This is a genomic window from Bacillus sp. AFS037270, from assembly GCF_002585305.1.
This window is the reverse complement of sequence record NZ_NUNF01000008.1, coordinates 51,575-64,860: the sequence shown is the minus strand read 5'-3', so window position 1 is coordinate 64,860 and position 13,286 is coordinate 51,575. Positions and strand designations below refer to the sequence as shown.

14 protein-coding genes are annotated in these 13,286 nt (G+C 35.1%); 6 read left to right on the top strand and 8 right to left on the bottom strand.

Translation table 11 applies throughout. The annotated features are described in order from the left end of the window. Positions 1-216: 216 nt before the first annotated feature. Complete coding sequence (locus tag COD92_RS03500; RefSeq protein ID WP_098527134.1) at positions 217-1,371, bottom strand: DUF4317 domain-containing protein; 1,155 nt, start codon at positions 1,369-1,371, stop codon at positions 217-219. A 146-nt stretch (positions 1,372-1,517) separates the two neighbouring features. Beyond that, a complete protein-coding gene (locus COD92_RS03495) occupies positions 1,518-2,417 on the bottom strand; it encodes a metal ABC transporter substrate-binding protein (protein WP_176541017.1) in 900 nt (299 codons plus the stop codon). 285 nt (positions 2,418-2,702) lie between these two features. Between COD92_RS03495 and COD92_RS03490 the strand changes: the two genes are divergently transcribed. Beyond that, entirely contained in the window at positions 2,703-3,683 is a 981-nt protein-coding gene (locus COD92_RS03490; protein ID WP_480254360.1) for a permease, read from the top strand. Positions 3,684-3,698: 15 nt separating this feature from the next. Beyond that, positions 3,699-4,625 carry a TIGR03943 family putative permease subunit gene (locus COD92_RS03485; protein ID WP_098527176.1) on the top strand — a complete coding sequence of 309 codons (927 nt, stop codon included), beginning with the start codon at positions 3,699-3,701 and terminating at the stop codon, positions 4,623-4,625. Between the two features lie 156 nt (positions 4,626-4,781). Here COD92_RS03485 and COD92_RS03480 read toward each other — a convergent pair whose 3' ends face one another. Further along, entirely contained in the window at positions 4,782-4,961 is a 180-nt protein-coding gene (locus COD92_RS03480) for a hypothetical protein (RefSeq protein WP_098527131.1), read from the bottom strand. Positions 4,962-5,140: 179 nt separating this feature from the next. Between COD92_RS03480 and COD92_RS03475 the strand changes: the two genes are divergently transcribed. Next, on the top strand, positions 5,141-5,380 hold the full coding sequence (locus tag COD92_RS03475) for an HPr family phosphocarrier protein (protein WP_176541012.1): 240 nt from the start codon (positions 5,141-5,143) through the stop codon (positions 5,378-5,380). Between the two features lie 156 nt (positions 5,381-5,536). On the opposite strand, the gene COD92_RS03470 is transcribed toward COD92_RS03475, so the two are convergent. Further along, entirely contained in the window at positions 5,537-5,857 is a 321-nt protein-coding gene (locus COD92_RS03470) for an antibiotic biosynthesis monooxygenase (RefSeq protein ID WP_098527129.1), read from the bottom strand. Positions 5,858-5,895: 38 nt separating this feature from the next. Next, positions 5,896-6,264, bottom strand: coding sequence for a hypothetical protein (locus COD92_RS03465; protein WP_098527128.1), 369 nt, complete (start codon positions 6,262-6,264; stop codon positions 5,896-5,898). A 340-nt stretch (positions 6,265-6,604) separates the two neighbouring features. On the opposite strand from COD92_RS03465, the gene COD92_RS03460 reads away from it, so the two are divergent. Genes COD92_RS03460 through COD92_RS03450 form a run of 3 tightly spaced genes read left to right on the top strand, consistent with a single transcriptional unit; the run spans position 6,605 to position 10,274 of the window. After that, positions 6,605-8,095: a spore germination protein gene (locus COD92_RS03460; protein ID WP_098527127.1), complete on the top strand. Its 1,491-nt coding sequence runs from the start codon at positions 6,605-6,607 to the stop codon at positions 8,093-8,095. A gap of 18 nt (positions 8,096-8,113) precedes the next feature. After that, positions 8,114-9,199, top strand: coding sequence for a GerAB/ArcD/ProY family transporter (locus COD92_RS03455; protein WP_098527126.1), 1,086 nt, complete (start codon positions 8,114-8,116; stop codon positions 9,197-9,199). After that, complete coding sequence (locus tag COD92_RS03450; RefSeq protein ID WP_098527125.1) at positions 9,192-10,274, top strand: Ger(x)C family spore germination protein; 1,083 nt, start codon at positions 9,192-9,194, stop codon at positions 10,272-10,274. Before COD92_RS03455 ends, COD92_RS03450 begins: the two co-directional genes overlap by 8 nt. Positions 10,275-10,434: 160 nt before the next feature. Here the strand turns inward: COD92_RS03450 and COD92_RS03445 are convergent, their stop codons facing one another. From COD92_RS03445 to gltD, 3 genes are all read right to left on the bottom strand, one after another. Beyond that, a complete protein-coding gene (locus COD92_RS03445; protein WP_255286479.1) occupies positions 10,435-10,923 on the bottom strand; it encodes a nitroreductase family protein in 489 nt (162 codons plus the stop codon). Positions 10,924-11,158: 235 nt separating this feature from the next. Beyond that, the gene (locus tag COD92_RS03440; RefSeq protein ID WP_098527124.1) at positions 11,159-11,623 is read right to left on the bottom strand and encodes a MarR family winged helix-turn-helix transcriptional regulator; all 465 of its coding nucleotides are present in this window, start codon (positions 11,621-11,623) and stop codon (positions 11,159-11,161) included. A gap of 195 nt (positions 11,624-11,818) precedes the next feature. Further along, a complete protein-coding gene (gltD, locus tag COD92_RS03435; protein ID WP_098527123.1) occupies positions 11,819-13,285 on the bottom strand; it encodes a glutamate synthase small subunit in 1,467 nt (488 codons plus the stop codon). Between the last annotated feature and the right edge of the window lies 1 nt (position 13,286).

Sequence of the window (13,286 nt, the reverse complement as noted above, 5' to 3'; positions counted from 1 at the left end):
AAATAGTTTAACCTAAATTTAGATAGAGAAACACTTTTATAGACTTCAGATAAGAAATGGTAATTTTTTTTAAAACGCTCTTGCACACCTGTTTGGCTTTTTCTACTAATCCAATTTTTCTTTTCAATCTTAAAACAAAAAAGTTGGCCCCTATTATCGTAGAGAAACCAACCAATTCATTATGATTTCATTCAAGGAACCTGTCCCATTGAATGATTAAAGCGTTCTTGTTTCCAGTTTAAATCCTTCGACAACCACATCTTCATCAATCTCTATTAATAGGCACCGTTTCCCGTTGTAAGTAATATATTGTATATTTTTAAGTTCTGTCGGGTCGATGGATAGATCCGCGACCTTTGTATTGATCTTAATGGATTTGGGAAGAACATTGGTGGCTTTGATTTCATAATTTTCATCATCAACAACACTTTTAAAGGCATGTTCTACTTTGGCAGTATCCACATCTTCAACACCACTGACCTCTAAGATCCGTTCAATGTCACGGGAATCCAACATAGGAGCTTCAACTTCTTCACTCTCTGCATTCTCCTGAACGATTTTATCGATTTCCTCATAGACATTCGAAATCACCTTGGAATCTACTTCATCTCCCATGACGATTTTTAAGATTTGTTCGAAGCTGTCTTTATCTTCCTCAGCTGTAATAATTTCTTCACAGTTGAGCACCTCTTCAATAAAGGATGCACTTGGTTGATTACCACCGTGGTAGAGAATATGGTTTACATCAGCCGAATTTTCATTAAAGGCTGGAAACAGAAAGCCTGTTAACGGAGAAGTCAAATTAATAATCGGATCAACTGCGTGATTGGATTTGAATTCTTTCTCAATATAATCAAACAGCAAGGCTTTCTTGGGCTGATCCGTTTTATTGAGACTGCATAGGATAAACTCGCTGGAATAAACCTCATCATCTCCGCCTTCTTCGGATTCCGCATTCCTTTTCCTAGACGGCTTTTGGTATTCTCCACGGATAAACGTTACCACTGTATCAAATTCATACACAGCATGAGTAAACATTTTATCCACGATTTTCAGCATGTTTTCTTGCCATTGTTCAGGTGAGTCGGTTTGTACTCCGTCAAACAGAATCATTTGTGTGCTTTCTTCCACATCACGTTGGAACTTCAGCTCAAACAGTTTGGCATCAAGCTGCCCTGTTAGAACCTTTTTAAAGTTTGTTAAAAACAATTCTTGTGCTTCCTGTTCTAACATTTGAAACGGCTGGCTTATTTGATGATAGATCTCACCTGATTCCTTTTTTACATAAACATTAAAGATTTCTCGGATTTTTAAAAGATAATTGTCTAATTTAAATTGTTTTCGAATATTTGCGATGTCGGTTTTATTCATTATCTCATCTCCCAATCCTGATTATACTGTTCAAATAAGAAAATAGTAATACTTGATATTTATTAAATATACTAACTGAGGAATTAAAAATAGGCTATTCAAAAGGTCTATGAATCACGACACTTTTAAACAGCCCAAATTGACTACTAATCTTGCAAAGAAAGTTTTAATGACTCCAGATTATTTTTCATCACATCAATATAATCTAATCCTTTTTCTTGCTCTTTTTTCGTTAATCCTTCTAATGGATTTAATACTTCCGTTTTAGCACCGATTTCTTTTGCTAAAGTATCCGCCACTTTTGAAGAGGTTAGCTCTTCGAAATAGATAATCTTTACATTTTTCTTCTTTGTTAAATCTGTTAATTCGGCTAATTTTCCTAAGGTTGGTTCAACATCAGGTGATAAGCCAGCAATCGGAATTTGTGTTAACCCATATTGTTTTGCCAAGTAGCCAAAGGCTGCATGTTGTGTTACAAATTCTTTTTTCTTGGCTTTATCAATCGTCTCTTTATATAAGGAATCTAAATCGGTGAGCTCCGAATTTAAAGCGGCTGCATTTTTTTGAAATTTGTCTTTATTTTTTGGATCTGCCTGTTCTAAAGCCTTAGCGATATTGTCAACCTCTTTCTGAGCTAACACAGGAGAAAGCCAAACATGAGGGTCTTTAGACGATGTATGTTCATGATTATCTTCTTCCTCTGAATCTAGTGCATCCATCAATTCTATTCCATTCGAAGCCTCAATTACCTTTAAATTTGGATCATTAATACTCTTAAATACTTTTTCAGTCCACGTTTCAAAGTAACGGCTATTGTAGATAAATAAATCTGAATCTTGAATTTTAGCCATATCATTTGCTGTTGGCTCCCAATCGTGTGGTTCTACACCATTTGGAATTAAGAGTTCAACGTTTGCGGAACTGCCCGCCACTTTTTGAGCAAAATAGTACATCGGATAAAAAGTAGTGACAATTTGCATTTTTTTGGAACCTTCACTCGTTTTTTCACTTTTTGTTGAAGCGGCGTTAGAGCATCCACTTACCATTAAAAGAAAAATAATTAATGGGCTTAAAAGTTTTTTCACGATTCATATACCTCCAAAGTTATGATTAATTAGGAATTATTACGATTTAAAGTGAATAATTATTTTGTATTATTGAAGAATATTAGTTGTTAGCTAATCGTAATTATTACGAATTACATCATATAACGATTAATTATTTATGTCAAATTAAAATTAATTAATGAAATTAAATCAGGAGTCTAGCATATCAATAAGAATAGAAATGAGAGAGTAGGAGGGCAATTTATTGTGACATTTATAAATAGAATGGTGAAAGATAGTCTCGTATTTCTATTATTTTGTTTATTTCTTTTTCTTTTTCTTTTTGCAGAAGAAATAAAAATCATCTCTTTTTTTAGTAGAATCCCCGGTATTTTTTTTAATGTAAATACTATTTTTCTCAGTATTATCTTAGAAGCCATTCCTTTTATTTTACTGGGTGTCTTTGTATCAGCCATTATTCAATCTTTTGTATCCGAAAATGTAATCCGAAGGGTTCTACCTCGTAATGCCTATTTAGCACTTATACCCGCTGCTTTACTTGGAATTATTTTTCCTATCTGTGAGTGCGCCATCGTTCCAGTTGTTCGAAGGTTAATAAAAAAAGGCATGCCTTCGCATGTTGGAGTTGTGTTTATGCTAAGTGCTCCGATTTTAAACCCTGTCGTTTATGCCTCTACTTATTTTGCATTTAAAAGTACACCCTATATAGCCAATGCCAGGATGTTTGTTGGATTTATTAGTTCGATTATCATTGGATTAATCATTTACAGACGCTTTAAAGGGGAAAATATTTTAAAAACAAAGAAGGACGATCATCACCATCACCACCATCAAAGAGGAAATAAACTATTAGAAACTCTCTATCATGCAAGTGATGAATTATTTGATACTGGAAAATATTTATTCTTAGGAGCGTTCCTTGCAAGTCTATTTCAGGCTTTTTTAGACCGTAATGTTCTCTTATCCATAGGGACAAGCACCACCTTTGCACCCGGGGTTATGATGGGTCTGGCTTACGTCCTTTCCGTCTGTTCTTCAGCGGATGCCTTTGTAGCTTCATCATTCGGTTCTACTTTTACAGAAGGTTCTATCCTTGCTTTTCTAGTCTTTGGTCCAATGATCGATATAAAAAATACTTTAATGTTATTCGGTTATTTTAAGAAAAATTTTGTTCTGTTCCTGCTTATGGTTACTCCACTTGTCGTCTATTTTTCCGTCTATCTCTTTCAACTATTTTTTATATAAGAGAGGTGTCCAATGATGAAGCCGCATAAAGATCATGATTTTTCCTTTCATCATCTTCTTCGAGGAATCATTCTAATTGGATTTATGTTGCTTTTATTTAAATTACTTCTAACAAATAATATCTCCCTCTTGATCGCACCAAAAATGATCCATTTTATTTACTTTACTCTCTTTGTTTGTTTAATTCTAGGTGTTCTTTTAATAATAAGAGGAACTTCAGGTAAAGATCATTCTAATCATTGTGATTGTGACGGGGACCACTCCTATCCTACCTCATTTAGTAAGAATCTGTTTCTTTATTTATTGTTTATCATACCTATCACAACAGGATTTCTCTTCTCGAACAATGTTCTCGACAGCTCCGTTGCCATGAACAGAACGATTAAACTAGGAGCAAGTTCTCAAGCAGCAAATCAAGTAAATACTGTAAAAAGCAAACCCAAATCAAACTCATCATCTGATTTGAGTAAAACTAATTCCTCATCAAACACGACAAGTGTATTTGATAATCAACCTGAGCCTCTAACCCAATCAGAATATAATGCATTAAAGGATAAATTATTGAAGGCTAAAATGATTAATATTGACGATGTGCAATATGTTAATATAATGAACATCATTCAGGATAATCTAAAGAATATGATTGGAAAAACCGTAACCACGAAAGGTTTTGTGTATCGGGAAAAAGAATTTATGCAAAACCAAATAATTGTGGCTCGTTTTGGAATCACATGTTGTGTAGCAGACGCTTCCGTATATGGGATGATGGTTAAAGGAGATGTAGCGGTCTTGCCGAAGGATAAATGGGTACAAGTTACAGGAAAGATTGAGCAAACCCAATTTAATGGAGAGGATATTCCTGTTTTAAAAATTGACCAGCTCTCAAAAATCACTCCGCCGAAGCAGCCATATGTGTTTGATGTAGGTATAAAAATCGAGTAGTACTTATGATAAATGGCCTGATTAATACCCGTTTACAAATATTAGTAGGTATAATCAGGCTTTTTATTTTTTTCGAAACGTTTTCGGTGGTAAATGTTTTTTTAAAGTCTCCTACGTAGAGTTTTTTAGAGCTAAGTGCTTCTTCCCTACTTTTATCTACCCTGCATAATTTTCGTTTTCTTCAATAATCGATACCGCACGGATGCTAGCGTTTGTTTGTTGCGCCTGTACCTGGTTCTTCGCATCTTCCATACTTGCAGCATTTACATTCTTGTAAAAAGTGACCCCGCCTAACTCATATTCAACAGAGAAGGTCCTTTGTTTCACTTGATCCATCAAAATCCTCCTTTCTTATTGCTTTTAGTATGGGCTTTTTCAAATGATTAATATTTGCAGGAAAAAGTAATTAATATGTAGAAAATTAATAACATTACTAATAAAGGGGAGGATTTTCAAAAATATTTTTTCAGAAAATTATTATTAACTAAATAGCATTTCACAGGAGAAGAATGAACATGAGAGTGAAGGAAATTAAGGTTAAAAAAAACTTATCTGTAGATGAATTAATTAAATTTATTAAAACTGCCAATAAATTTGAAAGCGATATTAAAATCAGAGGGGCAAATTTCACGATCGATGCCAAAAGTATTATTGGTGTCCTAACCATAGTTAGAGCTGGAATTGACGTGACCATCATTACTAAAGGAGACGATGATGAAGAGGCACTAAAGGCAATCATAAATTTATTGATATGAATAATGAACCATTCCTGTGAAAGAGGGTTCCCGCTCAGCAAAAAAGCCCTTGTTTTTTGAAGTTAAAAGCAGAGTATTCATATATGAATTAGCTCTGCTTTTTTTCATGCATGAGTTTTTAAGGATACTACATTTCATACCTATGGCTCCTATATGTTAATTAACCGGTTGTTTTACTGTCTTTACTTCATATTTCCCAACTTCTGTATTCAAAATAAATTCTGGTTTTGGCTTACCTAGGTTTGCTTTATGGTTGGCTATATGTGCTTCACTCTTTTCCCATTTCTTCCAGTATTCCTCTGATTCCCATCGAATCATAACGATTACCTCTTCATCCCCCCTGCGAACTTTTTTCTCCATAACTGTTACATCAATAATGCCTTCTTGTTTTTCAATCATGCCTTCTCCGCTAAATTGTTTTATAACTTTTTCTGCGTTTCCCTCTGCCACTGTTATTTTTCTTAATTGAACGAACATACAATCATCCCCAACCTTTTAATTTAATGAAATATTGATTAGTCATCTTTTACCTGAGTGTCATCTAGAGTCTCGTTTGCAACTAAAATAGAAGTTTCCTCTTCTTCTGTCTCTTTAAAATCTTTTTCAATTGCTTCAAATTCGTGGAGTTCAAATAATTGAACAAATTCGTTAATGACCATTTCAATTGCCTTTAATTCACCGAGTAAAATTTGATCAATGGATTGAAATTCTGGAGCATTAATTTGTTGCTTTAGGGTGGAACGTTTAAGATTCATCATCTCTAAAAATGCAATCGCTCTTCCTCTTCGGAACGTTTTCGCACCACGATGGTGATGATCATGGTCTCGTTTATGTCGGTTACCTCTATGGTGGACGTCTTTATCCTTAAATTCTTCATTTTTCATGGAAGAATCCCCTTTCTCGTATACAATCGTATACACAAAGTTTATATTTATAATGTATACGATTGTATACAGGGTGTCAATAAAAATATTCACAAAATATTAGGACGATTTTTATTCAACAGATTTAGCTTGTCCCTCATCACAATAAAAAAGTTAAAATAAAAAGAGCTCTTCTAATTAATAGGCTCCAAATACCTTTCTATGGAATTATTTACTGTAATAAATTAAAACAAAAAAATAGACGCCCGAGCGACTGATATAAAAAAGGATAATAGTTGTTAATTCGCATAAATTTCCCCATTTTACACATAATGAGAAAAAATTCATTTGAGGGATACCGATGAAGTCACCAAACAACGATAAGGAACAGGGATTTCAAGATTCTGAAGAACAAAACTGGGTTGAACGCTTATCTAAATCCAATGACTTTGTTCATGAGCATACCTCGATAATAGATAAAGATCCATTCTGGCTTTCCTACTTTCGTACCCTTATATCCTCAGACATTTTACATAAAGATGTTTTGCCATATTTACAAGAACAGCTATCACTCGAAGAATTGAAAAGCAAAATACCCGTACAAGAGATATCTATTATAAATGATAAATCTCAAATCATTCAAAAGCTTTTAAATGGATATATAGCTGTTCAAAAGGATAATTATAATCAAGAAATTTTATTAATTAATATTGCAAACAGTAAGTTTCGAGATGTAGGTATTCCAACTATAGAATCTTCGGCATTAGGTCCACAAGTTGGTTTTATTGAAGAATTAGACACAAACATAAATCTTATTCGAAAAAGATTGCCAGCTCCTGACCTGCTAGTAAAAGAGTTAAAGGTCGGAGAACTGTCAAAAACTAGGGTAGCGGTTATTTATATGGATGGGATCGCTGATCCAGAAAACGTCAACACTGTGGTTCAACGTATTAAAGATGTTCAATATGATCAAATTTTAGACAGTTCTTATATTGCGGCGATGATAGAGGATAATTCTCACTCTTTATTTCCTCAATCAATTTCAACTGAAAGGCCCGATCGGGTTGCAGCAGGACTTTCTGAAGGGAAAATTATCATTGCAGCAGACGGTTCACCGAATCTTATTATACTCCCTGTTACCTTCATTGAATCTTTTATTGCCATTGAGGATTATAGTTTTACGTGGATTATTTCTAATTTTATTCGCTTATTACGATTTATTTCTTCTTTCTTAGCTGCTCTAGTCAGTCCTTTATATGTAGCGGTTCTGACCTATCATTATGAATTGATACCCTCAAAATTATTAGAAAACTTGGTTGGTTCAAGGGTATCGGTTCCATTCCCTCCCTTTTTAGAGGCACTAATTTTAGAAATTATGATAGAAATGGTCAAAGAAGCTGGAATTCGGTTACCAACAAAAATCGGACAGTCACTTGGCGTCGTTGGTGGTATTGTTATCGGTCAAGCAGTGGTTGAAGCAGGTTTAACAAGCAATGTTTTGCTTATATTAGTAGGACTTGGAACCTTAGCATCATACATAGCACCTGTCTATAAATTTAGCAACACCATTAGGTTTATTAAATTCCCTCTCATTATTCTTGCACAATGGTTAGGTTTATTTGGGGTGTTTACAGGATTATCATTTATTACTTTACATTTGCTGCGACTAACCTCACTTGGTCGTCCATATTTAAGTATGTATCCATTAAGGAAAACTGCCTTCCAAGATCTATGGGTTAGGCTCCCTTTTTCCATGCAAAAGGAAAGACCTCAATTTCTGAGACCACAAAAGAAGGAAAAATCGACTGGAAATGAAATAAACCAAGAGCCATTGAATGATTTTTATGAATAATAAAAGGGGGATAATTAATTGCAAGTTAATATTAGGCATCAAATTTCTCCCTATCTAGTCTTTTTTACGATTTATAGTTCACAGGTGGGTGTTGGAATTTTAAGTTTTCAAAGAACCATCACTAAAAAAGCAGGTTATGATGCCTGGATTGGTGTAATATTGGCTGGATGCTTAGTTCAATTGTTTATTTGGGTTATGTTTAAACTTTTAGCAAAAGCAGATGGAGACATCGTGGATGTTCATTCAATAGTTTTTGGTAAAATCATTGGCAAAATTTTAAGTTTTGTTATTATGTTGTATTACTGGTTAGCCAGTTTATCTGTTTTACTTGGTTATATAGAAATTATTCAAGTCTGGATGTACCCTGGTTTGTCAGCATGGATCATGTCTATCATAATCCTGGCACTAGTATATTATTGTATATCTGGAGGTTTTAGAGCCGTCGTTGGGATCTCGTTATTATCCTTTATTTATCCACAAATATGGCTGATCGCCCTGTATGTTTTTCCAATAAAAATGGCCCACTTTTCTAATCTGCTACCTTTTATGAATCATTCCTTTATGGATTTAGTGGATGCTGTTAAAAGCTCAATGTATACATTAGCAGGCACGGAAACTTTGCTTATGTTTTACCCTTTTATTAGAAATGTAAAATCATCAAGAAAATATGCTCATTTGGGTGCTTTATTTACTACCCTCCTTTATACTCTTTCTGCTATAGTTTCCTTTACCTTTTATAGTGAGAAACAATTAGGAACAACCATTTGGCCAGAATTGTCGTTAACAAAAATAATAAAATTTTCTTACTTGGAAAGATTTGAGTACATATATATTTCGATGTATTTAGTAATCGTTATCTCATTAATCGCGCTTTTACTATGGTGTTCCAGTAGAGGTCTAAAAAAAGTTTTCAATAAAAAGCAAAAAGTTACCTTACTTGTCCTTAGCCTTTTTAGTGTATTACTAAGTCTATTAATTAAGGATCCATATAAAGATATTTTAGATAAAATAGTTACTCAAATGAACCTATGGTTATTTTATGTTTATATCCCTATTCTGCTTCTGATCTTTACCATATTAAAAAGGGGTAATAACAATGGCTAATCGTTCATTACTTGGGATATTTTTGATGTTATTCCTAACAGGTTGTAGTTTTATCCCCCAAAAAATTGTAAATGAAATTAACATGTCACAGGGTATAGGTTTTGATCTGGCTTCTCACAACAGAATAAAAGAGACACTCGTCATTCCAATTTTTAAAAAGGACAAATCTTCTACTACGGAAATCAAAATAAGCACGGGGCATTCTAGCAAAGAGGTTCGTGCAATGATAAATAATGAAACTAGATATCCAGTGGAAAGTGGGCAGCTCCGTTTGGCTCTATACGGTAGAAAATTATCAAAAAAAGGGATTAATGATTTTGTAGACACCTTAAACCGTGATCCCTCAATCGGTAGCCTTGTTCAAATGGCGATTGTAGATGGCAATGCAACTGATGTATTAAGTGCGGAAAAATATAAAACAGAGAATATCTCCATCTTTTTACAAGAAATGCTTGTTCAAAATATGGAATCTGGACAACTTCCACGTACTGATTTACACACTTTCCTATTTCAATTTTCACAAGTAGGGCAGGATCCCTATTTGCCATTAATCAAAAAGGCAAACGGATCGATCAAGATTAATGGGTTGGCAATATTAAAAGATGATCAATTAGTATCTTCTTTATCGATGGACGATCTTTTCATATTCAAAGGACTGGTTGATAACTACAAACATGCATTACACCAGTTTATTTTAAATAATGGTGAAAAGGTCGTTCTAGATATCCTTCATTCAAATGCAAAGTACAAAGTGAAAATAATAAAAGGCAGACCAGAATTTACTGTCTACTTAAAAATGAGAACTAGACTTCAAGAGTTTTCTTCTCCAAAGAAACAAAGAGTACCTATTCATAAACAAAAGATACAAAAACAAATTGAACAAATACTAGAGAAGAATTCCTTGAAAATTGTTTCACATTTTAAGAAACATCAAGTGGACCCATTAGGTTTGGGAGCAAAATATAAAGAACATGATCGTCGATTTAATGAACAAAAATGGAATTTACTGTATCCCCGAGTAAAAGTTCTAGTACATGCTAAAGTTGAAATTCAACAAACTGGAACTGTGGAGTAATGCAGCAGAATTTCTTTTCAGGGTGATAAAGGTAGTGTGTTTTATTTGATAACAAAAAAGCCGCAAGTAAATGCAGCTAGATTATATATTAAACAATGCTTGTCAGATGAATATTTTTCAAATAAACCAAAAATCAACGAACTTTACTTAAATTTTCTATTTATGGAAGGTACTTTATTTTATCTAGAATAGGTTTTCTCTCTTTTGGTTTATTTATTTCAGCTGGGTAACCGACACCAAACACTCCAATAACATCATAATCATCAGAAACACCCATTATATCACGGTTTTTCTGATGATTTCCCATTGATGACCAGAATGTACCAACCCCTTCTGCCCAAGCAGCTAAATTAAAATTTTGGACAAAGCAAGCGGTAGCAAGGACATTTTCTTCTGTTTCTATTTCTGTTGCGCCGTGTCTAGATAAAATAGCAAGTACCACAGGCGCATGACAGAAATTAGTTTTGTGATTTAGTTTTGCTCTTGTCTCCTCACCAAGCACGTACACTTCCCATGGTTCGGTCATTTTATGATTGGGGGCCATAGTGCCTGCTTGCAGCCATTTGGTTATTAGTTCCATGCTGACAGGTTCGGATTTGAAATTTTTTATATTACGGCGAGAACAAATGACTTCTAGAATATTATTCAAGAAATTTCCTCCTTTTGATTTTTAATTCTATTAAAAATTTTTATTTACATGGAAACCATCGGTATATTTAGTCCTTGGTAACCACCACCTTTCATTTTTTGGTTCACTAAATAACGATCGACCCGATAAGCTCTTCGGTTCCTTAATAAAACCATCGTCAGTGTGAAAAATTAAGAATTTATTTTATATAGCGACCCTAAATATTATCGCAACTATATAAAGTCACAAAAAAAATTTATTTCCCTTCCTGGTCATCTAGATCACCATTTGGTTTTAAATCACTGGCCATCTTTATCAATAACTCGACAATTGTCTCCTGTTCCTCTTGTGTGAGTTGATTGAACGGACCTGACAATATCTCCATTCGAGAATTTTTCATTCTCATAATAGTCTCTCTACCAGCCTCAGTTAATTTGACAATACGAGTTCTCGCATCATTCTTGTCCGGTTCGCGAAATACGGTTCCAGCTAACTCTAATCGATCAATCATCTGAGACATTGAACTCGAACGCACTTCCAGCCGCTCTGCAAGCTGTCCAATCGTACAGCCATCGTTTTTACTCAAGAATCGTAAAATCAACCACTGGGTCTTTGTAATCTCTGCAGTTTCTTGATGACTCCACTGATTACGTTTCATAAATCGGCCTATTGCTTGAAAACAGTCTACAAATTGTTCTAGTAGTCTATCCTGTGAATCCATTATCCTTCACCTCATAATTAAAATAATATAGCGACCCTAAATAACAGTCAAATAATTGCAACTTTTTAAATTATTTTTCTAATGAGTATTAGTGTTTCCGCCAAAAAAACAGGCACCACCCCTGTTGGATGATACCTGTACCCTGACTCGTAAATACTTACGGCAGTTATTAAATAATATTAATAGAAGGATTTATTAAACCATTAAGTATTTGTCGACTTCTTGTGCGACTTCCCGTCCTTCGTTAATCGCCCAAACGATAAGACTTTGTCCTCTTCTAGCATCGCCTGCAGCGAAAACTCCCTCAACGTTGGTTTTGAATTCACCGTATGAAGCTTGAACCTTTTGGTTAACTGCTTTCACACCAAATTGGTTCAACAATGGCTGCTCTGTTCCCTCAAAGCCAATCGCGATAAACACAAACTGTGCCGGCCATACTTTTTCAGTGCCTGGGATTTCTTTAAAATAATAACGACCATTTTCATCCTTAAGTTTCTCCATTTGGATGGTGTGAAGCTCTTTCAGATTCCCATTCTCATCAGCAACGATTTTCTTCGTTTGAATGGAATATTGACGAGGATCTTCCCCAAATTTTGCTTCAGCTTCCTTATATGCATAATCCATTGTAAAAACGTTCGGATATGCTGGCCATAAATTATTAGAAGTCCGTTCAACAGGTAATTGTGGATGCTTACCAAATTGAACAACACTGTTACATTTTTGACGAAGCGCTGTTGCCACACAGTCGGCGCCTGTATCTCCACCACCAATAACGATGACGTCTTTGCCTTCTACATCGATAAATTGACCATCTTCAAAATTTGAATCTAGTAGACTTTTAGTCGCTAGCGTCAAATAGTCCATCGCAAAGTGAATGCCCTTTGCTTCACGGCCTTCAATCACTAAATCACGCTGCTTTTGCGCACCTGTGCAAAGAATAACGGCATCGAACTGTTCTTGAAGTTCTGCAGCTGTAATATCTTTGCCCACTTCTGTATTTGTAACGAAGTCGATACCTTCTTGAGTCAATAAACGAATCCGTCGTTCTACGACTTCTTTCTCAAGCTTCATGTTCGGAATTCCATACATCAACAAGCCGCCAGGACGGTCTGCCCGCTCAAAAACAGTTACTGAGTGACCTGCTTGATTTAGCTGATCAGCAGCAGCCATTCCTGCAGGGCCAGAACCAATAATTGCTACCTTTTTTCCAGTCCGTGAAGTAGGAATCCTTGGTGTGATCCATCCGTTTTCAAAACCTTTATCAATAATCGCTTGTTCAATATTCTTGATAGTTACGGCCGGGTCGGAAATTGCTACCGTACATGAACCTTCACACGGAGCCGGACAAACCCGTCCTGTAAACTCAGGGAAATTATTCGTTTTCATCAGGCGATCAAGTGCTTCTTTCCAGCGACCACGATAAACCAGATCATTCCACTCCGGAATGAGGTTGTGAATCGGACAGCCAGATGTGGCTCCTTGAATCTCCATGCCGATATGGCAGAAAGGAGTGGCGCAGTCCATGCACCGCGCCCCCTGTATACTTAACTTTTCATCAGAAAAAGGAACTTTATGCTCTTTCCAGTCGTTTAGGCGTGTTAGAGGATCTCTTTCTCCGACTTTTTCACGAGCATATTCCATAAATCCAGTTGTTTTCCCCATT

Coding starts and splice junctions, on each gene's coding strand:
- COD92_RS03470 (WP_098527129.1), bottom strand. CDS start 5,857: ATGTTCGTTCAATTAAGAAAAATAACAGTGGCAGAGGGAAACGCAGAA.
- COD92_RS03480 (WP_098527131.1), bottom strand. CDS start 4,961: ATGGATCAAGTGAAACAAAGGACCTTCTCTGTTGAATATGAGTTAGGC.
- COD92_RS03465 (WP_098527128.1), bottom strand. CDS start 6,264: ATGAAAAATGAAGAATTTAAGGATAAAGACGTCCACCATAGAGGTAAC.
- COD92_RS03440 (WP_098527124.1), bottom strand. CDS start 11,623: ATGGATTCACAGGATAGACTACTAGAACAATTTGTAGACTGTTTTCAA.
- COD92_RS03450 (WP_098527125.1), top strand. CDS start 9,192: ATGGCTAATCGTTCATTACTTGGGATATTTTTGATGTTATTCCTAACA.
- COD92_RS03485 (WP_098527176.1), top strand. CDS start 3,699: ATGAAGCCGCATAAAGATCATGATTTTTCCTTTCATCATCTTCTTCGA.
- COD92_RS03500 (WP_098527134.1), bottom strand. CDS start 1,371: ATGAATAAAACCGACATCGCAAATATTCGAAAACAATTTAAATTAGAC.
- COD92_RS03490 (WP_480254360.1), top strand. CDS start 2,703: ATGGTGAAAGATAGTCTCGTATTTCTATTATTTTGTTTATTTCTTTTT.
- COD92_RS03460 (WP_098527127.1), top strand. CDS start 6,605: ATGAAGTCACCAAACAACGATAAGGAACAGGGATTTCAAGATTCTGAA.
- COD92_RS03495 (WP_176541017.1), bottom strand. CDS start 2,417: ATGGTAAGTGGATGCTCTAACGCCGCTTCAACAAAAAGTGAAAAAACG.
- gltD (WP_098527123.1), bottom strand. CDS start 13,285: ATGGGGAAAACAACTGGATTTATGGAATATGCTCGTGAAAAAGTCGGA.
- COD92_RS03475 (WP_176541012.1), top strand. CDS start 5,141: ATGAGAGTGAAGGAAATTAAGGTTAAAAAAAACTTATCTGTAGATGAA.